Consider the following 22,590-nt stretch of genomic DNA (forward strand, 5'->3'; position numbering starts at 1 on the left):
TCCTCGCCGTTTTCGCGGCGGCCCAGACTGCGTCATTCGCGCAGGTCGCATCGTTTGCATCACCTGGCATGGACGCCCTCGCCCATGCTTGACGAAACCCGCATCGCACGCGCACTGACCGCGCGCGGCATCACGCCCGATCCGCGCCAGCGTGAGGCCATCAGCGCGCTCGCCGGGTTGCTCGGCGCGCAGCAGCGCGCACGGCATGCATGGTCCACCGCCGCGTTCGGGCCGCAAGGCGTCTACTGTCACGGCTTGCCGGGGCGCGGCAAGAGCCTCGTCGTCGATACGCTGTTCGAGCTCGCGCCGTGCCGAAAACGGCGCCTGCATTTCCACGAGTTCCTGCGCGAGATGAACCGCCGGCTCGTCCAGGCGCCGCGTGGCGACGACCGACTCGGCGACGTCTCGCGGCAATGGCTCGACGGTATCGAGCTGCTGTGCTTCGACGAATTCCATGTGCACGATATCGCCGACGCGTTCCTGATGGGGCGCTTTCTCGATACCGCGATCAACCTCGGCACGCGGATCGTGCTGACGTCGAACTACGCACCGGACGATCTGCTGCCCGACCCCGAGTTCCACGAGCGCTTTATGCCGACCATCGCGCAGATCAAACGTGCCTTCACGGTGATCCATTTCGACGGCGCGCGCGATTACCGTTTCGGCGGCGAAGCGGCCGAAGTGCCGCGCTTTTTCTCGCCGCTCGATGCGTCGAGCGCGGCCGCGTTGCGCGATATCTTCGCGAGCCATGAAAGCGGCGCTGCGATCGAACCGGTCAGGCTGAGCGCGGCGGGCCGGCCGCTCGAAGCGCGCGCGGCCGGCAACACGCTGCTGTGGGCGGACTTCGAGCAGTTGTGCGTCGCGAGCCGCTCGCACCTCGACTACCTCGATCTCGCCGAGCAATGGCAAGGCTTGATCGTCGATCGTCTGCATACGCAAGCACTGAGACAGTCGCATACGCTGCAGCGCCTCGTGTGGCTGATCGACATCTTCTACGACCGCAAGCGCGCCCTCTTCATCGCGTCCGATCAGCCGATCGAGACCGCGTTGATCGGTCTCGAAGGCGCGCATGATCTGTCGCGTACGCTGAGCCGGCTCGCCGAGATGCAATCGCGCGCGTATCGCGGCGCGCTCGAGCGAGGCGGCGCGGACGAAGCGCAAGACGGCATCGACGCCGAAGCTTGAAAGCCGGGCATCTGACCCGCGCCCATTTCTGGAATTCTTGCAAGGCAGCGGTAAAGCGTGCCAGCGCCCTCTCGCGTCGACACACGCGCTCCAGCGGCGCGCGCTGCGCCGGAGCGACAGCGAAGCGGCCCCGGAGCCGGCCCGCCGCTTGCGCGGGAATGGGTTCTGCTAACGCCGAGCGCAGACTCCATTGTTCAGCGGATTACCGCCGCTCGCGCCCGCCCATGCTCAGAACCGCTTCCGTAGCCGCCGCATTGTGCGCGGCCTGCCTCACGTCCGCCTGCGTGCATATCGGCCCCTCGCGTCTGAAGGCCGATCAGGTCGACTATGCACGCGCGCTCGGCGACGCGAAGAAGCGCGCGATCCTCGCCGCCGTGATCGGTCTGCGCTACGGCGATGCGCCCGCGTTCCTGACCGTCAGCAGCATCATCGCCGCCTACACGTTCGACACCACCGGCGGCGCGACGCTCAACGCCGGCTCGGGCACCATGCCGAACTACGCACAGGCGACCGGCAGCGTGTCGTACTCGAACCGGCCGACCTTCACGTTCACGCCGACCACCGGTGAAGCGTTCGCGTCCGCCTATATCCGGCCGCTCGCGCCGGCGCTCGTGTTGCCGCTCGCCGAGGGCGGCGTGCCGATCGATCTGCTGTTGCGCATCACCGCGCAGTCGATCGGCGGTCTGCGCAACGGCGATGTGCTCGGCGGCAACAACAGTGCGGGCGCGCCGGGCTTCTTCGAATTGCTGCAGGCGTTGCGTCGTCTGCAACTGGCGGGCGAGCTGAACGTGGAGACGCGTCAGCTCGATGTAAAGGCCGATCTCAAAGGCGGCCAAAGCCCCGCATTGGCCGTGTTTCTGTCGATCGGTGCGACCAGCAGCGGCGAGTCGCCGGGCACGGCCGCCGATGTCGCGCGCGTGCGCAGGCTGCTGCATCTGTCTACGAAGACACGTAGCTATGAGGTCGTGTATGGGCCGTCGTCGACTTCCGCGAAGGGCGAGCGCATTACCATGGTCACGCGCTCGGTGCTCGGCATCCTCAGCGATCTCGGCGCGCAGGTGCAGGTGCCGCAGGAGCGCATCAGCGACGGTTCGACGAAGCCGACGGTCGGATTGGTCGGCGGTGAAACCAGGCCGACGATTATCGTGCACTCGGGCAACGCCGCGCCGGCCGATGCTTATGTGTCGATCGCATATGGGCCTTCGGTATATTGGGTCGAGCGCAATGACTTCGATTCGAAATACGCGTTTACAGTCGTGCAGAATATGATGGCGCTCGCGGAATCGGATACGAGCAGTAAGGCGCCGGTGGTGACCATTCCGGCGAATTGACGAGTGAATGAAAACCACCCGCCGCTCACCCGCCGCCCTTTCGCGGCAAAGGAGAAGCCATGCAAAAGATCCCCGTTACCACGGCCTTGTTCATCGCAGGCTTTGGCCCGATCGTGACCGACGCCCAGCCAAGCCGCGATCTCTACCGCCGCGCCTTCGGTATCCCCTTCAAGGAAGAGAACGGCGGCTATCTCCATACGGAGAGTCTGAACGGCGCAAACTCTTTCGCGTTGTGGCCGCTCTCTCACGCCTCTCAGTCGTGCTTCGGCACGCAATCGTGGCCTGCCGACGTACCCATCCCGCAAGCCTGGATCGAGTTCGACGTCGACGACGTCGAAGCGGCAACGGCAGAACTTGAATCGCAAGGGTATCGAATGCTGGTCAGGAACCGGACTGAGCCGTGGGGCCAGACTGTCAGCCGCTTTATCGGGCCGGAAGGATTGCTGACCGGCATCACGTTTACGCCATGGATGCGTGACAAGAAATGATCGCGGCCGCCGTGCCGATTAGGAACGAGCGCGCATCAGACTGCCCGGTTAATTCCGAAAATCGATATTCACCATTGTGAATAATGCGCATAACTATCAGCCTTCGCTTTCCTAAACTTGGAGTTTCGCGACACTGACGGAAACGTACGAGAGCATCGCGTTTGCGTCGAAATCGCAATCCATCAAAGGAGAAGCGCTTCATGAACAAGGCAACCAGCACATTGATCGCGGCCGTCGCCGCGCTGATGCTGTCGGGCGGCGTATATGCACAAAGCAACAACACGCTGGCGACTCCGTCCACGAAGTCGCCGGCCGCTCCAACGAGTGGCTATGGCACGCCTGGCGCCACCGGCACGGACAGCGGCGCGGCGTCGCCCACCTCGGGCCAGCCGATGAACACGATGAGCACGGACGGTAGCTCGACGTCCCGCCAGCCCGCTTACGGGGTCAACAACTCACTGGCGACCCCATCCACGAAGTCGCCAGTCGGCCAATAAGCGCAAGCTTGGCTGGAAACACCGCGCGGTAAATCGGACGTCGCCTGTGCCCCGGGCATACGGTCGTTCGATCCGCGTATACGTGGACTCGCCGCGCGCGACCTCGGTGGGCGCTGACCTAGAATAAAAGCATGGTCGCGACCCAACGAGGAGGCTGCCATGACACTCACGCTAACGTCGCAAGCCTTCCGACAGAGCGGCGAGATTCCGGTGCAGCATACCTGCGAGGGCGCCAATGTATCCCCGCCGCTCGCATGGTCCGGCGTGCCCGCGAACGCTAAAAGCCTGGCGCTGATCGTCGACGACCCCGACGCGCCGGACCCCGCCGCGCCGAGAATGACCTGGGTGCATTGGGTGCTCTACAACATCCCGCCGACAGCCACCGGGTTAGCCGATGGCGCTGATGCACAGCCTTTGCCGGGCGGCACGCTCGAAGGCACCAATGACTTCAAGCGTGCCGCTTACGGCGGCCCGTGTCCGCCCGTCGGACGTCACCGTTATTTCCACAAGCTGTACGCGCTCGACACCGTATTGCCCGATTTGAAAAGCCCCAGCAAGGCTGCGCTCGAGAAGGCCATGCAAGGGCACGTACTCACGCACGCCGAACTGATCGGCACCTATCAGAAGCGATGAGCGCAGACGAAGAGAATCCAGCGGTGCCGGTGCCCCAGAATCAGTGCGACGACACGTAGGCCGTATCAGCGAATGCCGCCGGGATCGCGAAGCTCTCGCGCATCCGCCTTGCCTCCGCGGCCGGCGTCAAGCCGAACAGACGCCTGAATTCCCTGCTGAACTGGGACGGGCTCGCGTAACCCACAGCGTGTCCCGCCGCCTCCGCCGTCAGGTCGTGGCGCACCATCAACAGGCGGGCCTGATGAAGGCGCGTCGACTTCACGTATTGCATCGGCGATACCTGTGTAATGGCCTTGAAGTGGCTGTGGAAGCTCGGAATGCTCATACCCGCTTCGTCGGCCAGTTGCCTTACGTCGAGGGGCTGCGCATAGCTTGCATGAATCACGCGCAGTGAGCGGCCTATCTGGCCGAACTGTCCTCGCATCGCCAAAGCCTCGCGCAACGAGCTTCCCTGGGCTCCGGTGAGCACGCGGAAATACAGTTCACGCAGCAGCCCGGCACCCAACACAGCAGCTTCGAGTGGCCGATGCATCGCCTCGAGAAAGCGCAGCGCGGAAGCTTGCATCGCATCATCCATCGGCGTCGACATCATGCTCTGAGGTGCTGGTGGGCGCTCAGCCACGCCTTCGCGGTCGATGCGCTCCGCGAGTTCGGCGGCCAATGCGAAATCGAGGTGCAGATACAGCGCGAGCAGTGGATGCTCCTCGGTTGCGTCGGTCTCCATGCTGAATGGCACAGGCACGGATACGGCCAGATAGTGGCTCTCGTCATACAGGTACAGCTGGTCGCCGAAATAACCACGCTTGCGGCCCTGGCAGACGATCACGATACCGGGGTCGTACAGAACGGGCGTGCGGGATAGCGCCCGGTTCGACCGCAAGATGCGGACGCTCGGCAGTGCCGTCAGGTTGTAGCCCTCGTCGGGCGCCAACGCGCGCAGCAACGCAACCATGCGTTTCTGGCTTCGCGAGGATAAAGCTGGGTGCTGGGTCGAAGCGCGGATTGTGCTCATAGTTTTGTGCAAGATACTCAGCGGAATTCGGCTTATTTTGCCTCGTTTGCCAGATTAGTATGCACTCTCCAATCGACATTCGGGAGAAGCTTCAATGGCATCCAGCAAAACTCTGCTCATCACCGGCGTCAGCAGCGGCTTTGGCCGCGCGCTCGCACAGGAAGCGCTGGCGATGGGTCACAAGGTCGTCGGTACGGTGAGAAGTGCCCAGGCAAAGCGCGAATTCGAGTCCCTGGCCGCGAACGCCGCTTGCGCACGCGTGCTCGACGTGACCGACTTCGACGCGATCGACGGCGTCGTGGCGGAAATCGAGGCCAGCGTCGGACCCATCGACGTGCTGGTCAACAATGCCGGCTACGGTCACGAGGGCATCATGGAGGAATCGCCTCTGTCGGAGATGCGCCGACAGTTCGATGTGAACGTTTTCGGTGCGGTCGCCATGATGAAGGCCGTCCTGCCATTCATGCGTGCGCGCCGCCGCGGTCACATTGTGAATATCACATCGATGGGCGGCTACATCACGATGCCCGGAATCACTTATTACTGCGGCAGCAAGTTTGCGTTGGAAGGCATCTCCGAGGCGCTCGGCAAAGAGGTCAAGCCCTTCGGTATCGCCGTGACGGCGGTGGCGCCGGGCTCGTTTCGCACTGACTGGGCGGGTCGCTCGATGACTCGGACGCCCCGCTCGATTCCGGATTACGACGAGATCTTCAATCCCATCCGCCAGGCCCGCGAGGAAAAAAGCGGTAAGCAATTGGGAGATCCAGGGAAAGCGGCGCGGGCAATGCTGGCCGCCATCGCAGCGGAACATCCGCCCGCGCATCTTTTGCTCGGTAGCGACGCACTCGGGCTCGTTCGAGACAAGTTGTCGGCGTTGAACGCGGAAATCGGCGCGTGGGAGGCCACCACCGTTTCGACGGATGGCTAATGACCGAAGTCTTGTTGACGCTGTCGGGCGGCCTCACTGTCAGGCAGCCGAAGCGTTCCGCTCTTGCAAACGCAGACCGCATGGCGATGCCCGCGTCGGCCGCGGCGGCGGAACATCTGACAACATGCTGCTGGAGTAGATACCGACAGTGGGATCCTTCATCCGCTAGCCCAACTGCAATGGGTTTTCAACGTTAGCAAACCAGGCCGCCTGATGACGGCATCGTCGACACACGGAGGCAGCACCATGAACGTTCGCAATCTGCCCGCCCATCCCGTCCAGTACAAGACTCGACAGGTCGGTGATGTCGAAGTGTTCTACCGGGAAGCCGGTCCGACAGACGCGCCCGTCATCCTGCTGCTGCATGGTTTTCCCACGTCGAGCCATATGTTCCGCAATCTGATGCCGCTGCTGGCCGACCGCTACCGGCTCGTCGCACCGGATCTTCCTGGCTTCGGTCAGACCAAGGCGCCGCCGCGCGGCGAATTCGACTACACGTTCGACAATCTCGCCAAGGTCATCGACGCTTTCACCGAGATGCTGCAACTCAGTCGCTACGCGATCTACGCATTCGACTACGGTGCGCCGACCGGTTACCGGCTCGCTGTTGCACATCCCGAACGTGTGACGGCGATCATCAGCCAGAATGGCAATGCCTATGGACGCGATATTCCATCGGCGGAAGTCCATTTGCTGGATGCCGGACACTTTGCGCTCGAAACGCACGGCGCGGAAATCGCCGCGTATATCGACGAATTTCTTTCGCGCAAGCTGTCGCATAGTCGTGCGTGATCGGCGATAAACGTGCAAACCTGCACAACGCGTGGAAAGTTTCCTTTGTGTGCGACGCGCGACTTTGCCTACACTTCATCTCACTCGCTCGAGTGATGTAGATAGAAGCTGTTCTTCGCAAATCGGCACGCGCAGTCTTCACCCTCTGGAGCTCGAATCATGAAATACGATCCCACGGATACCGCCGTTGTGTTTATCGATCCCCAAATCGATGTGCTCAGCCCTTTGGGGAAGAACTGGGGCGCTGTTGGAGCCAGCGTGACGGAAAACCGGACCGTCGAAAACATGCTGCAGATATTCAAGGCGGCAAAAGCGGCGAAATTCAGCGTTTTCATCTCGCCGCATTACTTCTATCCCACCGATCGCACGTGGAAATTCAATGGCCCGCTGGAGACGGACGAGTTTGCAACCGGCACTTTTGCTCGCACAGGCGCACTGAATCTGAGCGGATTCGAGAAATCGGGCGCTGACTGGCTGGAGGAGTTCAAGCCGTTCATCGACGATGGGGAAACCATCGTCGTGAGCCCGCACAAGGTTTTTGGTCCGCAAACGAACGACCTGACGCTGCAGCTTCGCAAGCGCAACGTACAGAAGGTCGTGCTGGGCGGCATGCTCGCCAATATGTGTGTCGAGGCTCACCTGCGCGACCTGCTCGAACAGGGCTTCGAAGTATCCGTCGTCGCCGATGCCACAGCGGGACCGCGGCATCCGGTTTGGGGTGACGGTTATAAGGCTGCGTTGACCAACTTTGCGTTTCTTGCGCACGCCGTCGTCAAGACCCGGGACGTCGTTGACGCAATGACTCAACGATAGATCAGCAGACCGGCGCAGGAACACGCTCGATGCTGATCAGGTGAAAGGGCCGCCTCAACTTGAACCCCAAGCGTTCATACAAGCCGATCGCAGCATGATTGTCATTGCGAACATGCAGGAACGCCGTGTCCCCGCGTGCCTCGATGTTCCTGCGCAAGACATTCACGAGTCGGCCTGCGAGGCCCTTGCCGCGATAGTCGTTATGCACGCAGACCGCGCTGATCTCGACATAACCATCGACCTGCATGCGCTCACCCGCCATCGAACCACCTTGCCGCAGATGCACCTGTCGGGTCGTCAACGCAGAGCAGATGGGGGTGCCCAGAATATGTTGGGACGGCTGATTCATATCGACTGCTTGTGCTCGTCAAACGGGTTTCGGTGACGAGTAATGTAGGTGCGCCGTTCCCGCTGTACCATTGCGGTAAATGTCAACTTTGATAGCGTTTACGCCATGAAGCTGGGCGTCCTCGCCCTCGACGACGTGTTCGATACCGGCCTCACTGCGGTACTGAATGCCATCAACACCGCAAACGATGTGGCGGCGCAGCAGGACCCGCACTCACGGCCCGTCGACCTTCGTGTGGTGGAAATGAAGCGTCAGGTGCGCACGGCGCTCGGAATGCGGATGTCGGTCGAGGCGCCGAGCGCAGCCGACGGGTTCGATCGGGTCATCGTGCCTGCGCTGGGAGGAGTTTTGCCATGACTGAACCTGTCGATCCCGCTGCCGATACCGGAGCAAGCGGGTTTCAGGGTGTCACGCGACGCGTGCTCGAACGTATGCCGATGCCGGGAAGTGGTCAGGAACTCGTTCTGACCGAGGTGAATTATCCACCCGGTGGCGTGGCCCCGCTGCACGCGCATCCGGTTGGTGGAATCGTCTACATCCTGGAAGGCGTAGCCGAGTCTGCATACGGCAGCGACGCTCCCCGACGATACTCGGCCGGCGCGTCTTTGCAGGACAGGACGGACGTGCCGCATACGCTTTTTCGCAACTGCGACCCGGAACGCCCACTTCGCTTTCTGACAATTTGTGCGCTGGAGCCCGGCCAGTCATACGTCATCGAGCTTTGAAGATCAGTTGCGCTGCGGACGCTTCGGTGGCATTGTCACCCTCGACGCTGGCCGAAGTTGCCGCCGAAGCAGGCACGGTGACAAGCATTGGAGGTAATTCGCGACCGCTTTGAATGTGTGCGATAGCGCACCAAATCGTCCCGATGTTGGGGGAGCATTGCGAGGCACTCCCTACCCACCAACCGGCGCTGCCGGTTGTGGGTACCCACGTGTTGTTGTGGCGTTAGGCTCCTCACATCACCCTGTGCAGGTTGCTACGGAATCGAAATTCAAATGCTGAACATCGATCTGAGGTCACAACTGCAGACGTATCTGCGAAACCTTCGCAGACCCGTCGAATTGATCGTGTCGCCGGGCGGTAGTCAAACATCGCACTTAATGCTGGCGATGCTGAACGAAATTGCGTCGTTGACCGACCTGGTCACGGTCGTCGAGGAGCAGCACGGCGACGAGCGCAAGCCCTCCTTTTCAATCAGGCAGGTGGGAGCAGATGCCTGCATTCAGTTTGCCGCCACCCCAACAGGGCCTGAATTTTCGTCCCTTGTCCTTGCAATCCTCCACGTTGGCGGGCATCCGGTCGTCGCAGACCATACGACCATCGAACGGATTCGAACACTGGAACGTGACTACTATTTCGAAACCTATATTTCGTTATCGTGCGGCAGCTGTGTGGACGTCGTGCAAGCGCTGAACATGATGGCGGTGATCAATCCACGGATTCACAACGTTACGATCGACGGCGGAATTTTTCAGAGTGAGCTGTCCGCGCGTGATATCAGCGTCGTGCCGACGATCTACATGAACGGCGAAATTTTCGGCGAGGGGCGCAGCAGCTTCGTGGAGCTCGGCGCAAGACTTCTCGACATAGAAATGAGCATGCGAGCGGCACTGCGTGCGGCGAGCAAGTCGTAACGCCGCCCCTGCAAGCCGCGAACGACACCAGCAGCGTCATGCCCTCGCTCGCCAGATCGCGCACGATATTGGGTACCTCGGAGACCGGCGTGGGGTCCAGTACCGAAGTAATTTCATCGAGAAACAGCACCATCGGGTCCATCGCCAACGCGCGCACGAACGCCACGCGTTGCTGCTGACCGCCCGACAAGCGATCCGGATATTCCTTCGCCTTGTGAGCGAGGCCAACGCGCTTGAGCAGCGTCATCGCGCGTTCTTCTGCTTCGTCTTCCCGCTGTTTCAGAACGCGAATCGGCGCGAGCGTCACGTTCTCGAGAACGCTCATGTGCGGAAACAGGGGCAAAAGCCCGGCTGGTCTCACTTCAAGCGTTTCCGGTAAGAATGCGGGCAAACGCCTACTTGGCGCCGCCCAGCAGTGGATGCAACAGCCCTTAACTGCCCCAACTCAGCCACGCCTGACTTCCCCAGCTGTAGAGGACATCACCGCATCACCCGGATGCCATTACGCGCAGCACCGGGTGTCCGTCTACGTTCTTCAGCGGGAAATACGAGTGATGGGTGGCAGGGTCGATTGCGACTACATGCGCGTTTGGACCGACCCGGCCCTCAGCGATTTTGGCAACGTTAGGGCCTTTGACATTGAAGATCGAGACAACGCCAGCTTCGCCAGCGACATAGACCCTCCCCAGGCCGGGATCGAACGCGAGCACGTCGGGGTCCTTGCCGACGGGGAATGACTGGACGACGCGCCGTGCTTCCATATCGAAGACGAGCAGTTTGTCATTGCCCTGACAGGCGACAAAAGCAAGCCGGTCTATCGAATCGATCAACAGTCCATGGTTGTGATCGGCCCCCGGGAGGGCAAACCGGGCGACGATCCTGTCGACTGTCGGGTCAATTTCAACCAGTTCATTGCGCGTCTGCACGTTGACAAAGATGTGATGCGATTGCGCATCGTATTGCGTGTTGCCAACCTCTCCACCAAGCGGAATGGTCGTGACGCGCTGGTTGGTCCGGACGTCAACGACTGTCTCCGTGCTCCCGGTCTCGTCTGACGCGTAAAGCTTATGCACATCCGGCGCATAAGCCATCCCGTCCGGGTAATGTCCGCCCGGCATGCGCGCGACGATCTTGAGTGTTGCTTCATCGATGGCCACAATCTCGTCCGTTCCCGTCGCCGAGGCATACACGCGCGACATCCCGGGAATGGCGAGCACGCCATGCACCGATGAAACATCAGGAATCCGTGCGACCACGCGCGAAGCATTCACATCAACGACAATCACCTCTGCGTCGCCGAGGTGCGCGATGAACAGCAGATGGCGCTCGGGATCGTAGCTTTCGTAGTCAAGCCGCGTGGCGCGACCCGGCAGCGGGATATCAGCGACGTGTGTCAGTGGGAGATTGTTGACCTCCTGCCCGGCAGCGGGCGGAATCATATGCACCAGCACACCCAAGGCTGTACACAGTCCGAGTAGGACGAGGTACAGGAGCACCGCCGGGCGCAAACGCCAAGGTTGAAAGATTTTCATCAAACCCTCCTGCGGCACGACGGCCACCGCTGCGCGCGAATGGCGGCTGCGGTGGCATCGCGCAGAATATGGCCGCGCAGCGTTAGCGCGTGATTGCGGCCTGCGCATCCAGAGCCGCCTTGACACCCCTGGCCAGGTCGGCGGCCTTACCCTTGCCCCAGTAATGCAGGAACATGATGCGGGGCGACTCGCCCGTCATATGCTGATGGATGGCCACGATATTGATCCCCGATGCGCGCATGCTCTTGAGTACCGCCTGCAGCTCGCTTTCACGCATCGCGAAATCGCCATCGACAACCGCTTCGTCGTCTGTGCCGGCGAAGGCGGCCCACGTGTTGACGCCCATCTCGTTGCCAACGGTGACGCCATGCATGGTGGCTGTCCTGCCGACGACCACCTTGAACATGCCGTTGTTCGTCTGGCCCTTCGCGCCGAACACCGCTTCCAGCGGTGCAGGGGTGATGTTGCTCTGCTCCGCAATGTGGCCAGCAAAGGCATTTTCTGGGTCGGTGTGGGCGGCCCGGACTTCAGCGATTCTGTCGTAGACCTTCTTGACACCCTCCGCGAGCTTTCCGGCATCGCCCGTGCCGCCGATATGCATGAAGTACACCTTGGGCTGGTCAAAGAAGAAATGATTGTGAAGCGCCGTCACTTCCAGTCCCGCGTCGAGCGCTGCACTCATGGCTGGACCGACTTCATCTTCGAACAATACGGTGTCGCCCATCATCATGACCTGCGAACCGTGTGCCGGCTTGAATGCTGCATAGGACGTGAGTCCCATGAACGGTGGCATTGTCCAGCCGTCTACCTGGACCTTTACATCGTTGCGCGGTTTCGTGATCTTGAACACGCCCTCCTGTTTGGAAAGTGTGCCCTTCAGGCCGGTGATCTGTTCAATGCGAGCCGTGTCCATTGACGCAGGCTGCCTTGCATTGGCTGAGCTGGTAAACGCACAGACACTGGTGGCGATCATCAATGCATGCGAGAGGCGTCTTAACGATGACATCAGAAATTCCTCCTTGAACTGGGTGCATCCAGTACGCAGCATTTTTTTGCTCTTCGGGAACTGCGCTCTGTCTGGTTTCCTCCCGCCTGCGTGGTGGAACTAGTCCGGGCCGTTTCGTTCAGCGATCCGGTTTGACGTGACGGAAGACGAAAAGTAGCGAAAGGTCATACGCGATCTTGAGCGCGCCGCAGGCGACAAGCGGCGCGCCAAGCCACCCGATGCCAATCAGGCCGCCCGCCAGAGACGGTGCGAGCGATGCAGCGAGGCTCCGTGGTACCGAAGTGAAGCTTGCCGCGGCGGACCGCTCGGCCGGCGTAACGACGGCCATCACGTAGGCGGTGCGCGTGGGAACATCCATCTGGGACAACGCGCTGCGCGCGAGCAGCAGCGCCAAAGTTACTGGCAACGAAGCAGTAAAGGCCGCGGCGATGAGGCACAGGCTTGCCGGGATGTGCGTGAACACCATCGTATTGAGCAGCCCGATCTTGCTGGCGAGTCGCGGTGCAGCAAGCTGGGAGAGAGCGGTAAGCAGCCCTGCCCAGAAAAAGAACTGGCCCGCCGCGCCCGCGGACAGGCCGAAGCGTTGCATGAGCCACAGCGACATCAGTGAATTGACGACCAGACCGCCGGCAAACGCATCGACACTGAACAGCAACGCCAGACGTGTCACGATGCGCCGTGACTTGCCGAGCGGTGCGCTCAGGCCAGAAGTGTGTGCGCCAGCAGGCGGCAAGCGACGATAGAGCAACCAGATCGCACCGCCCGTCGCCGCATACACGATGAACATCGTGCGCATGGCCGTGAGTTCCGCCATGTGTGCATGTGCTACCAGCCACGCGGGCACGCCCGCTGCGAGCGAACCGACTGCGGCTGAAACGGCACCGACCAGGCTGTAGCGGGCGAATAGCGCCGTTCGTGCATCGCCCGTCGCCATCCCGGCAAGCTGGGATTGTTCGAGGGGGAGAAAAAGGCTGACGTCGCCAGAGCTTGGGTTGAGCGTACCAACAAAGGCGACGATGAGCAGAGGCAGCAACGACGATAGCCCCGCAAAGCCAAGGCCAGTCGCGACCATCAGTACAGCGGCGAAAATAAACATCCGGCGTGCCGCAAAGCGATTGGCAAGCACACCGACCGCGATCGTGGCCACTGCGGAACCGACCAGCGTCGCGGTGCTGATCAGCCCGACGTCGACCTTGGCGAACCCAAGCGCAAGCAGATATGCGGGTAACAGCACCGCGATGAAACCGTCACAGAGGCCCCGCAGTCCACGGCTTACCAGCAGCAGTTGCGCCGCGCGGTCGGCTCCTGCTGGCAACACCCGTCTTGACATCCGCGCTGCCAGCGAAACAGTGTGACCTTCCTCACGTGTGTTCATTGCTGCTCTTGCACCAGGCATACAGCGCGTCGTAGACGATCATGCCTTGTCGCAACTGCTCATGATCGTCTGTGAAATTGCGTGACAGGCCGATAGAGATGGCATAGAGCCCGGTCGCCTCAGGAGCCAGATCGAGCCGGCTGGTGTCGGCGCCTCGCACGATGCGCGCGAGCCTGATCAGCGCGGGTTCGTCCAGTTGATATTTCTGCAGGAAGGCATCGAAACTGCAGAGTTCGCCGTGATGACCGAGTTCGACGTCCGGCACATCGAAGGGAATCGCCCCTGTTTGCTGAGCGAGGCGCATAACCACGTCGCGAGGCACGTAGAGGAACTCCGGTTCCTTGTCGATGAAACGGGCAATCAGCCACGGGCAGGCGATACGGTCGACTTTGGGTCGTTCGCGCGTAATCCATTTCATAACGCTGCTCCTCCTTGAACACAGCTGTGCAAAACGCTTGATCAGTCGTCGTCTTCCTCGGTTCTTTCGCCAGGCCGCTGCTTGCAGCCGGCGGGCGCAAGCATGCAGGCAAGCAACGGACTGGCGATCAAATATCGTCCTTTGGGAATCAACATCGCGTCCGCTTCCATTAGCCGTGCGCATGGATGAGCGGGTACACAGCAAGACCGATGAGGGCCGCGGCGATGACGATGATTGGCTCCTGCAGCTTCTTGAAACGCCACAGCAAGAGCACGGTTGCGAGCGCGAGCAGAACCGTCGGCAAGTCGACGATTGAGCGCCGCGCAATCACAATCACTGAGCCGGTAATGGCGCCCACTGCAGCGGCTGTGATGCCGTCGACAAATGCCTTGACGGCGGGCAGCTTGCCGTACTTCTTGAAGTACGGTGCCGGCAGCACCGTGAAGAGATAACAAGGCAGGAAGGTGCCGAGAGCCGCCACGCAGGCGCCCGCGAGTCCTGCGACCAGATAGCCGATGAAACCAACCGTGATCACGACCGGTCCCGGCGTAATCATCGCGACGGCCACAGCATCGACAAACTGCTTGTCGTTGAGCCAGTGATGCTCGGTGACCACCCCACCGTAAAGGAACGGGACGATTGCCAGCCCGGAGCCGAACACGAAAGCGCCCGCCTTCATAAAGAACAGCCCGATCTGGCCGAGCAGCGGCCAGTCAAGACCACTGAGCATGCCGCTCGCAGCCGGCAGCTGGGCGGCTGCGGCTGCGTTCAGTCCGCCCCTGCTCAACCATTTCGGTGGGGCAACGACGAACCAGTTGATGAGGCCGCCCGCAATGAACAGCCACACGATCTCCGATTCGGTGATGACGGTCACCGCCGCGAGCGTCAGGTAGATCGCCCACAGGAGCCTGTTCCTGCCGATGGTCTTCGTGGTGAGCTTGTACGCGCTCATCGCGATGATCCCCACGACTGCGGCACCGACCCCGTAGAAGGCAGCCTGCATCCATGAGAGACCGCCGAAATGAGCGTAGGCCCAGCCAAGGCCAACCACCATCAGGAACGACGGCAGCACGAAGGCGATACCGGCGAGCGTTGCACCCACGATGTGATAGTGCACGTGGCCCATATAGATGCCGAGCTGTGCCGCGAGTGGTCCCGGCATCATCTGCGCGAGCGCCAGTCCCTCACGGTAGTCCGACTCGCTGATCCAGCCGCGCCGTTCAACGAGGTCGCGGTGCATGTAGCCGACGAGCGCCACAGGTCCGCCGAATCCGAACGTGCCAAGCTGCAGCATGTACAGGACCAGTTGGCTGAGCGTGTAACCTGGAGCCGTCACCGTCGCGGTGTTCACGATCGTCCTCCAGCGTCCCTGCCTTTCGCGGCCGACGCAAAGTGCGTGTAAAGCGAATCCAGCACGCGGCCCATTTCATCAAGCAACTGGTCATCATTCGGCGCGCGTTCCCTCGCCCCTGCCATCACGGCTTCGAACCCAGTGGCTTCGGGCACGGGGGCGCCGCCCACGTCGAGCGCGTGAACCATCTCGCCGAGCCGCAGCAGCGCGGGATCCTTGTCGAGACCGAAGCTGACGACCAGCACTTCGAACGTCACGCGTTCGCCGACGTGGGTGAACGCGGCACCGTCGAAGTCGAAACCAAGCACATTGGGTGGGCAGGCACTGGGCGATGTGAGCCAGATGAAGTGCGCATCGCGATCGATGAAGCGCCGGATCAACCAGGCGCTTGCTACGCGGTCGACCCACATGTGTTGCCGCGTGGCCCACGTGCGCCCCTTGTAGTCGCTTACTGACAGGCTTCGGATGGGCCGCTCGGCGGAATGGGGTTCACCCGGCGAAAGCACGGTATCGACCAGACCGATGAAGTCCTGCCACGCCGCCTCGGCGCGAGTTGCGGAGTCGCCCGGAAAGAAATCGATCGCGACGATGCTTTCGTAATCCTTTCGCAGACGCCGAAGCAGCTTTGTAAGGTCCGCCGCTGACTGGCCGGAAACTGTCTTGCGTGCGTCCTTCAGCGTGCGCATGAACTCCGCATGGTCGTCACTGCGATCGAAAAGTGCCCGGAATTCCGCTTCCTGCGCGGCGTCGAGGCTCGCCGCGCGTAGCAGGTGCGCGGTGCCGCCACTATCAGCGATGGCTCCTGCGAGTTCGCGCAGCACCTGCTCGCGCTCTTCCGTGTGAGGCAGCAGATAAATGCCGTCCCGAAGCACAGCGCAGCCACGGGCCTTCAGCGCACGCCAGTAACGCATGCGCGCGGTAGCGTTCTCTGTCGGGAGAGTCAGCACCAGTAGCGACCAGGTTGAAAGTGTAGTCATGTAGATTACGTTACATTGCAGTAACGCTCCCTACAAGTTAACTTTTTGCTGCGTACGACGAATTGCATCCGTCGCCCCAGCAATGGTCGGTAAACTGTCCCTTCTGCCGCGAACATGAGGTTGAAGTTGTGAGATCAGGATATGGCGCGATATTCACCGCGTTGGCCGCTGCGGCGCTGTTCGGCGCCGCGACACCGCTGGCCAAGGCGCTGCTCGGCTCAGTCAGCCCATTCATGCTCGCAGGCCTGTTTTATCTCGGTAGCGGCCTGGGGCTTGGCGTCGGCATCGCGTGGCGCGCCTTCCGATCCCGCGGGCATCGGTCCGGCGCGCATACCCGCATCACCAAAGGCGAACTGCCCTGGCTGATCGGGGCGATAGCGATGGGCGGCGTCGCCGGGCCCGCACTGCTGATGCTGGGCCTGTCCACCACTCCAGCGGCAACCAGTTCGTTATTGCTCAACCTCGAGGGCGTGTTGACCGCCGTGATTGCCTGGGTGGTCTTCCGGGAAAACGTCGACCTTCAGGTTTTTCTCGGGATGGTGGCGATCGTTGCGGGCGGCGTGCTTCTGTCGTGGCATCCGGGACAGACAGGCGTGCCGGTAGGTGCGTTACTGATCGTCGGCGCGTGTCTGTGCTGGGCAATCGACAACAACCTGACGCGCAAGGTCTCGGCGAACGATGCGATGGTGATCGCGTGTCTCAAAGGGTTGGTGGCCGGTCCCGTGAATCTCGGCATCGCGATCGCGGCTGGCGCTGCGCTGCCGTCAGCAGGAACCATGACCGCAGCGATGCTGACCGGGCTCGGCGGTTACGGCATCAGCCTCGTGCTGTTCGTTGTTGCGCTTCGCCATCTTGGTACCGCGCGTACAGGTGCGTACTTTTCCGTTGCGCCGCTGTTCGGTGTGATCCTTTCGCTGATCATCTGGCCCGCCCTGCCCAACCCGTCTTTCTGGAGCGCCGCGGTCCTGATGGCGCTCGGTATCTGGCTACATGTGCGCGAGCGGCATGAGCATGAGCACCGTCATGAGTTTCTCGAACACACGCACCGGCATCGCCATGACGAGCATCATCAGCACGAGCATGATTTTCCTTATGCCGGTGACGAGCCGCACACGCACCCTCACGTGCATCTGCCTATTACCCATTCGCACGCGCATTTCCCCGATATTCATCATCGGCATCAGCACTAGTTGGGCGCACGAGGATCGAACTAGTCCAAAGTCGAGAATGCGTCTGGCGTGAAGTCTGCGATTTCATCGAGCAGAACGTCGAGTTCAGGCACGAGGTTTTCCGGGGTCGAGTTGCGAAGGCCGCCGGCTATAACGCGTCTATCCATGCGCTAATCGCGGCGTTAGCGTCGCCACTTCGGTCCTGCATGATCCAATGACCCGTATCGGTCCAAACCTCCACTTTCGACTTTGGATGCGAGAACCAGGGGCGCATGCGATGCGCCTGCTCGGGGTCGCGACACAAGTGATAGACGGGAACGGTAAGGCTCCTGCAGAACGTTGCGCTCCCTTCTCCGATGCCGACCTGATCGCTGCCGAAGAACAGCGGACCGAAGGATTCGCGCACGACATGCGCCGGCATGCCCTGCACGCGCCTCGCGTGCCAACGTTTGAATGCCGGGTCGGTGTTGCGGTCGTAAACGTGCTCAAACAACGCTCGAACAACGATGCCGGGATCGCTCGCATTCAGGTCATGCGTGGTTTTCGCAAAGAGCTCGGCAGCAGCGCCGGAAAAGCCGAGCGCGCCGTCGACGGACACGACCGCGCTGACCAGATCGGCGCGCTTTGCGGCGAGTCGGGCGGCGATCTGGCCGCCCATCGAATGTCCGACGAGAATGAACTTCTGTCCGGGATGCCGTGTTTCGATAAGCGCCTCGATGTCCGCGACGTAGTCGGCGGGCGCATAACTCCCGGACGGCATCAGTTCCGACCTGCCATGCCCGCGCAGATCGACAGCGACGACACGGAACCTGCTTTCGAAGAACGGCAGTTGCCAGCTCCAGTCGTGGGAATCGCAGGTCCAGCCGTGGATGAACATGACGCTCCTGCCCGTGCCTGCCACGGTCGCGAACAATGTGGCCAGTGGTTTCGTTGCAGCAAAGGCTTCATGGTTGCCGAGAGTGGCCCCAATCGCTGCCGCACCGGCGATCTTCAGCATGTCACGACGCGAAAGTTCGCGCAGTTTGATTTCCATGTGTCGTCCTAACCTACTCATAAAAAAACATGAACGAACGCGGGCGGCTGTGTGATTTTAATGAGCGCCACGCACGAAGCGATTACCTTGGCGCCATGTTATACAGCGGATATCTATAGTCAATTACGCACCTTCGGGTGCGCAGATATACAGGAGGATACCGGCATGACTTGCGAGGTGGACCAGGTGTTCTTTGCGGACTGCGCGGCGCGATCCTTTTTCGATCAGGTGGCGAACAAATGGTCGGTGATGATTCTTACGCTACTGACGCAGAAGCCAACGCGTTTCAATGAGGTCAAGCGTCGGCTGGAAGGGATCACTCACAAGGCACTCACCCAGGCGTTGAGGCGTCTCGAACGCAATGGCCTGATCGCTCGGGAGGTGCTCAACACTTCGCCCGTGGCGGTCGAGTATTCGATCACGGACCTCGGGCGGACGCTCCAGGTCCCGTTTGGCGCAGTGTATGACTGGTCGATCAAGCACCTGCATGTGATCGAGCAGGCGCAAAGAGATTATGACCAACATGCATTGGGGGAGCGATAGGCTTGTCAAATCATTCGGCCAGACTCGACGTCGGTCATTCGCAATGAGCGGGACGGCGGTGTCCACGCGTGCCGAACAGCACGGTTTACCGCTGCCCCCGCGAGTCCGGCTGAACGTTATCTTCCGGCGACGTTTCGACGCCATCGTCAGGCGCCGACTGCACGTTTTCTTCCGGAAACGACTCGATACTCTGCACGGCGGGCGGCTGCACGCGTTCGACCACGACGGGCGGACCGGCACTTGCCGCCGGCGCCTTGCGCTGCACATCGCTCGAAACGCTGCCAAGGCCCGTGCCGACGGTCGAGGTCGTGGTACTCGCGCTCTTGAGAATGCCCTGCGGGCCGAACATGAACACGGCTGCGGAGCTATGTGTGTCGGAGCCGCCAACCAGCGACCCGATGAACGGAAGAAAGCTTTCCGGGTGAGGCCGCGAGGTCACGTAGGTGTAGACGAGTAACGTCGAGCCGTCGTCCAGCGCGCTCTCCACCGAAGCGAGACCGAGCGCGGCCACGACTTCTTGCAGCGTAGTCACGCCCGGCTTGAAGTTCGACATCTGTTCCGGGCTCACATCGACACCGGCCGACACGCATCCGGCCAGCACCGCACCGCAAATGAGCCCAACGACCTGACCACGTTTCATGGCCCCTCCTACCAATCATTCTAGGTCGCTGGTTCCATTGCGGGGAGGCGCGAGCCTCCACCGCCGCCGCCTCGCTCAAAACCGATGCCGCAACCCCGCCAGCACCGCGATCTGACTATTGCGCCCCGCCCCAGCCGGTCCGAAGAAGTTGATTGCGACGGTGCTCGCGTCGCCGGCCAGACGCTGATAGACCATCGACATATGCAGATCGGTGCGCTTCGACAGCAGGTAACTGATGCCCGCGTCCACCTGGTGCCATTTCGGCCGGTCGCCGGTTGCGAACGACGTCGCGCCGGTGCCGGTATAGCCACCGCCATCGGTGAAGATGTAGCCGAGCCCCGCCATCAGCGCCGGCGTGAAGTAGTAGCGCCCGTTGATCTCGTAGTTGTTGACACGCAGGCTGTGGCCGCCGCGATAGTCGAGCAGCGTGTTGGTGAAGATGAAGTTCACGTTTGCAGCGCCGAACGTATAGCCGGCGCCGAGCGCCGAGATCCGCTGACGCTCGACGAAGCCCGCGTTATAGAAGATGCTGGTCGAGCCGCTGTACTCGTCGCCGATCGCGCCGGTCGGATTGTTCCCCGACGCGAGCCCCGCCGACGGATTGTTCAGTTGCAGGTAGCTCGCAACCACGTGCAGCGGCCCGCGCAGGTAGTCGACCCCGAAGCCGTACGCGCGGTTGTTGGCGAAGCCCTGGCCGGCGTCGCCGCCCGCCTGGTTGCTGAACGCGTAGAGCGCGCCGAGCTTCAGACCCGTAAGCGGACTCACCTCGTACTTGACGCTGTTGTTCAGGCGAAACGTCTGGAAGCTGTCGTCGACGTCGCCGATGTGCGCGCCGTAGATGCTGCCGAACATCAGCCAGGACATCAGCGGCGCGACGTAGTCGAACGTGTAGTCGTACTGGCGGCCGAGCGTCAGCTTGCCGTACTGCGTGCTCGCCAACCCGACGTACGCCTGCCGCCCGAACAGCCGGCCGCCCTGCGACGACGTGCCGTTCAGTCCGCTGAAGCCGGCTTCGAGCTGGAACACGGCGGACAGGCCGCCGCCGAGGTCCTCGCGTCCGAGGAAGCCGAAGCGGTCGCCGCTGCCCCAGCCGGTCGCCATCGACCAGCGCGAGGCCCCTTGCGCCTTGATCGACGACGCGACCGTATTCGTCCAGGCAATGCCCGTATCGATGATGCCGTACAGCGTGACCGAGCTTTGCGCGTCGGCCGTGAGCGGCGCCGCGAAGGCGCAAACCACCGCAGCAGTGCAGACTGCTGTTTTCATTGTGCTTCTCCGGTTTCGATTTAATCGGGTGATGCGGATGAAAGGCGCCAGCGAGCCGAGTGCGCGACGGTGCGCCGCGCACAGCCGGCCCTGCCGCCGCTGCGAGTCCTACCGCTCGGCCGCGGACAGCGGCGGCTCGGCGCCGCCCGCGAGATCGTGCGCGGCGAGGCTGTCGTCGTGCGCATCGCCGGGCCGGTACATGCGACCGAGCACGAACATCAGCGCCGCGACGGTGACGACCGGCAGCGCCGCGACCTGAAATAGCTCGCGCACCGGCAGATGTCCGGCGAGCAGCATCCCGCCGATCATCGGGCCCGAGATCGAGCCGATCTTCGCGACGCCGATCGCGGTGCCGGTGCCTTTAGAACGGAAGCTGGTCGGATAGACGATCGATGCGACCGCATTGAGACCCGCCTGGGTGCCGGCCACGCAGAAGCCGACGCCGAACACGGCTGCGGTCAGCAAAGCCGTATTCAGGTCCATGCCGAGCGCCGCGACGAGCGGAAAGCCAACCAGCGGCAAACAGGTGACGAGCCGCACGCCGTGGCGATCGATGAAGCGCATCAGCACGAGGCCACCGAGCGTGCCGCCGACCGAGAACAGCGTGGTCATCAGCGCGGCGCGATGCGCGGCGACGCCGGTCGCCTCGATCAGCACGGGCAGCCAGTTCTGCAGGAAGAACAGCGCCATCGAATTCGCGATGTACGCGAGCCACAGCGCGGTCGTCACATAGCGCAGGCGGCCGGCGAACAGCATGCGTGGCGAGAACCTGGCGACGCGGCGCTCGTCGGTGACGACGAACTGCGCGCCGGGCGGCAACGCGAGTTCGGGCCGCACCCGCGCGGCGGTCGCCGCGATGCCGTCGCGGGGCCAGCCTTTGAGCACCTGATAGCGCAGCGACTCCGGCATCACGAACGACAGCCCGGCCGCCACCACGAGCGGCGCGAGCCCGCCGACCACGAATACCGCGGGCCAGCCATAGTGCGGCACGAGCCACACGGCGACGCCGCCGCCGAAGCCAGCGCCGAGCGTGTAGCCGGTGAACATCAGCGTGACCCAGGTCGCGCGCAGCCGCTTCGGCGCGAATTCCGACACCAGCACGAACGCGTTCGGCACCGCGCCGCCGATGCCGATGCCCGCCGCGAAGCGCAGCCACAGCAGCGGGTCGACACTCGCGGCCCATGCGGTCGCGAGCGTGATGAGCCCGTACCAGCACGCGCCGAGCAGGATCGCGCGCTTGCGCCCGATCCGGTCGCCGATATAGCCGAACAGGATCGAGCCGACCATGATGCCGAAGATGTTGGCGCCGAACACCGGACCGAGCACGCTGCGCTCGATGTGCCACGCTCGAATCAGCGAAGGCGCGGCGAACGCCAGCGCACTGAGCTCGTAGCCGTCGGTCAGCATCACGAGCCATGTGGACGCGATCAGCAGGATCGCGAAGCGGCCGATCCTCTGTTCGTCGATCAGGCGCGACACGTCCACCGTGCGCGCATCGGGCAGGGTTTGAATCATCGTCTCCTCCTGAGGTGCCGCGTCGGCGGCCGGGCAACTCCCGGCGCGTCGCGCGGTTCCGTCATATCGTCTCTAGCCGGCGCGGCAGTGGGTGCTCGTC

Annotated in this window: 25 protein-coding genes and 1 pseudogene; 13 read left to right on the plus strand and 13 right to left on the minus strand. The window is 62.3% G+C overall.

The features are described from left to right. The first annotated feature begins 84 nt into the window (after positions 1-84). From zapE to AB3X89_RS12865, 5 genes are all read left to right on the plus strand, one after another. A complete protein-coding gene (gene zapE / locus AB3X89_RS12845) occupies positions 85-1,185 on the plus strand; it encodes a cell division protein ZapE (RefSeq protein ID WP_368583607.1) in 1,101 nt (366 codons plus the stop codon). Between the two features lie 224 nt (positions 1,186-1,409). Next, positions 1,410-2,516 (plus strand): hypothetical protein, encoded by a 1,107-nt coding sequence (locus AB3X89_RS12850; protein ID WP_368583608.1) that lies wholly within the window; start codon positions 1,410-1,412, stop codon positions 2,514-2,516. Positions 2,517-2,575: 59 nt separating this feature from the next. Then, positions 2,576-3,004 (plus strand): VOC family protein, encoded by a 429-nt coding sequence (locus AB3X89_RS12855; protein WP_368583609.1) that lies wholly within the window; start codon positions 2,576-2,578, stop codon positions 3,002-3,004. A gap of 200 nt (positions 3,005-3,204) precedes the next feature. Continuing rightward, the gene (locus tag AB3X89_RS12860; RefSeq protein ID WP_368583610.1) at positions 3,205-3,501 is read left to right on the plus strand and encodes a hypothetical protein; all 297 of its coding nucleotides are present in this window, start codon (positions 3,205-3,207) and stop codon (positions 3,499-3,501) included. 159 nt (positions 3,502-3,660) lie between these two features. Next, positions 3,661-4,134: a YbhB/YbcL family Raf kinase inhibitor-like protein gene (locus AB3X89_RS12865; protein WP_368583611.1), complete on the plus strand. Its 474-nt coding sequence runs from the start codon at positions 3,661-3,663 to the stop codon at positions 4,132-4,134. A gap of 40 nt (positions 4,135-4,174) precedes the next feature. Here the strand turns inward: AB3X89_RS12865 and AB3X89_RS12870 are convergent, their stop codons facing one another. Continuing rightward, positions 4,175-5,146, minus strand: coding sequence for an AraC family transcriptional regulator N-terminal domain-containing protein (locus tag AB3X89_RS12870; RefSeq protein ID WP_368583612.1), 972 nt, complete (start codon positions 5,144-5,146; stop codon positions 4,175-4,177). Between the two features lie 94 nt (positions 5,147-5,240). On the opposite strand from AB3X89_RS12870, the gene AB3X89_RS12875 reads away from it, so the two are divergent. The 3 genes from AB3X89_RS12875 (at position 5,241) to AB3X89_RS12885 (ending at position 7,679) form a co-directional block, all read left to right on the plus strand. Further along, positions 5,241-6,074, plus strand: coding sequence for an oxidoreductase (locus tag AB3X89_RS12875; RefSeq protein ID WP_368583613.1), 834 nt, complete (start codon positions 5,241-5,243; stop codon positions 6,072-6,074). A gap of 246 nt (positions 6,075-6,320) precedes the next feature. Continuing rightward, a complete protein-coding gene (locus AB3X89_RS12880) occupies positions 6,321-6,866 on the plus strand; it encodes an alpha/beta fold hydrolase (protein ID WP_368583614.1) in 546 nt (181 codons plus the stop codon). A gap of 159 nt (positions 6,867-7,025) precedes the next feature. Further along, complete coding sequence (locus AB3X89_RS12885) at positions 7,026-7,679, plus strand: cysteine hydrolase family protein (RefSeq protein WP_368583615.1); 654 nt, start codon at positions 7,026-7,028, stop codon at positions 7,677-7,679. Position 7,680: 1 nt separating this feature from the next. Here AB3X89_RS12885 and AB3X89_RS12890 read toward each other — a convergent pair whose 3' ends face one another. Further along, a complete protein-coding gene (locus AB3X89_RS12890; RefSeq protein ID WP_368583616.1) occupies positions 7,681-8,028 on the minus strand; it encodes a GNAT family N-acetyltransferase in 348 nt (115 codons plus the stop codon). Between the two features lie 105 nt (positions 8,029-8,133). On the opposite strand from AB3X89_RS12890, the gene AB3X89_RS12895 reads away from it, so the two are divergent. From AB3X89_RS12895 to AB3X89_RS12905, 3 genes are all read left to right on the plus strand, one after another. Beyond that, positions 8,134-8,385: a hypothetical protein gene (locus tag AB3X89_RS12895; RefSeq protein ID WP_368583617.1), complete on the plus strand. Its 252-nt coding sequence runs from the start codon at positions 8,134-8,136 to the stop codon at positions 8,383-8,385. Next, a complete protein-coding gene (locus AB3X89_RS12900; protein WP_368583618.1) occupies positions 8,382-8,753 on the plus strand; it encodes a cupin domain-containing protein in 372 nt (123 codons plus the stop codon). Before AB3X89_RS12895 ends, AB3X89_RS12900 begins: the two co-directional genes overlap by 4 nt. Positions 8,754-9,026: 273 nt before the next feature. Continuing rightward, entirely contained in the window at positions 9,027-9,665 is a 639-nt protein-coding gene (locus AB3X89_RS12905; RefSeq protein WP_368583619.1) for an alkyl hydroperoxide reductase, read from the plus strand. A gap of 166 nt (positions 9,666-9,831) precedes the next feature. Here the strand turns inward: AB3X89_RS12905 and AB3X89_RS12910 are convergent. The 7 genes and pseudogenes from AB3X89_RS12910 to AB3X89_RS12940 form a co-directional block, all read right to left on the minus strand. Next, positions 9,832-9,990: pseudogene (locus AB3X89_RS12910) on the minus strand (peptide ABC transporter ATP-binding protein); the annotation flags it as partial. Between the two features lie 163 nt (positions 9,991-10,153). Continuing rightward, complete coding sequence (locus tag AB3X89_RS12915) at positions 10,154-11,197, minus strand: hypothetical protein (RefSeq protein ID WP_368583620.1); 1,044 nt, start codon at positions 11,195-11,197, stop codon at positions 10,154-10,156. An 82-nt stretch (positions 11,198-11,279) separates the two neighbouring features. Further along, positions 11,280-12,203, minus strand: a complete 924-nt coding sequence (locus AB3X89_RS12920) for a DUF1259 domain-containing protein (protein ID WP_368583675.1) — start codon at positions 12,201-12,203, stop codon at positions 11,280-11,282. Positions 12,204-12,321: 118 nt separating this feature from the next. Further along, positions 12,322-13,578: an MFS transporter gene (locus AB3X89_RS12925; RefSeq protein WP_368583621.1), complete on the minus strand. Its 1,257-nt coding sequence runs from the start codon at positions 13,576-13,578 to the stop codon at positions 12,322-12,324. Continuing rightward, a complete protein-coding gene (locus tag AB3X89_RS12930; RefSeq protein ID WP_368583622.1) occupies positions 13,565-13,996 on the minus strand; it encodes a chromate resistance protein ChrB domain-containing protein in 432 nt (143 codons plus the stop codon). The genes AB3X89_RS12925 and AB3X89_RS12930 overlap by 14 nt, the downstream gene beginning before the upstream one ends. Before the next feature lie 169 nt (positions 13,997-14,165). Then, positions 14,166-15,347: a chromate transporter gene (locus AB3X89_RS12935; RefSeq protein ID WP_368583623.1), complete on the minus strand. Its 1,182-nt coding sequence runs from the start codon at positions 15,345-15,347 to the stop codon at positions 14,166-14,168. Beyond that, complete coding sequence (locus tag AB3X89_RS12940; protein WP_368583624.1) at positions 15,344-16,324, minus strand: chromate resistance protein ChrB domain-containing protein; 981 nt, start codon at positions 16,322-16,324, stop codon at positions 15,344-15,346. The genes AB3X89_RS12935 and AB3X89_RS12940 overlap by 4 nt, the downstream gene beginning before the upstream one ends. Positions 16,325-16,452: 128 nt before the next feature. On the opposite strand from AB3X89_RS12940, the gene AB3X89_RS12945 reads away from it, so the two are divergent. Continuing rightward, a complete protein-coding gene (locus AB3X89_RS12945) occupies positions 16,453-17,514 on the plus strand; it encodes a DMT family transporter (protein WP_368583676.1) in 1,062 nt (353 codons plus the stop codon). 127 nt (positions 17,515-17,641) lie between these two features. Here the strand turns inward: AB3X89_RS12945 and AB3X89_RS12950 are convergent, their stop codons facing one another. Continuing rightward, positions 17,642-18,526, minus strand: a complete 885-nt coding sequence (locus AB3X89_RS12950; RefSeq protein WP_368583625.1) for an alpha/beta fold hydrolase — start codon at positions 18,524-18,526, stop codon at positions 17,642-17,644. Between the two features lie 165 nt (positions 18,527-18,691). Between AB3X89_RS12950 and AB3X89_RS12955 the strand changes: the two genes are divergently transcribed. After that, entirely contained in the window at positions 18,692-19,069 is a 378-nt protein-coding gene (locus AB3X89_RS12955; protein ID WP_368583626.1) for a winged helix-turn-helix transcriptional regulator, read from the plus strand. A gap of 85 nt (positions 19,070-19,154) precedes the next feature. Here the strand turns inward: AB3X89_RS12955 and AB3X89_RS12960 are convergent, their stop codons facing one another. The 3 genes from AB3X89_RS12960 to AB3X89_RS12970 all read right to left on the minus strand — a co-directional run bounded on the left by AB3X89_RS12960 (position 19,155) and on the right by AB3X89_RS12970 (position 22,490). Continuing rightward, positions 19,155-19,709 (minus strand): hypothetical protein, encoded by a 555-nt coding sequence (locus AB3X89_RS12960; RefSeq protein ID WP_368583627.1) that lies wholly within the window; start codon positions 19,707-19,709, stop codon positions 19,155-19,157. 75 nt (positions 19,710-19,784) lie between these two features. Further along, complete coding sequence (locus tag AB3X89_RS12965; RefSeq protein ID WP_368583628.1) at positions 19,785-20,975, minus strand: porin; 1,191 nt, start codon at positions 20,973-20,975, stop codon at positions 19,785-19,787. Positions 20,976-21,083: 108 nt separating this feature from the next. Next, the gene (locus tag AB3X89_RS12970) at positions 21,084-22,490 is read right to left on the minus strand and encodes an MFS transporter (protein ID WP_368583629.1); all 1,407 of its coding nucleotides are present in this window, start codon (positions 22,488-22,490) and stop codon (positions 21,084-21,086) included. Between the last annotated feature and the right edge of the window lie 100 nt (positions 22,491-22,590).

This window comes from Paraburkholderia sp. BR14320, assembly GCF_040948665.1.
Taxonomy (GTDB): domain Bacteria; phylum Pseudomonadota; class Gammaproteobacteria; order Burkholderiales; family Burkholderiaceae; genus Paraburkholderia; species Paraburkholderia youngii.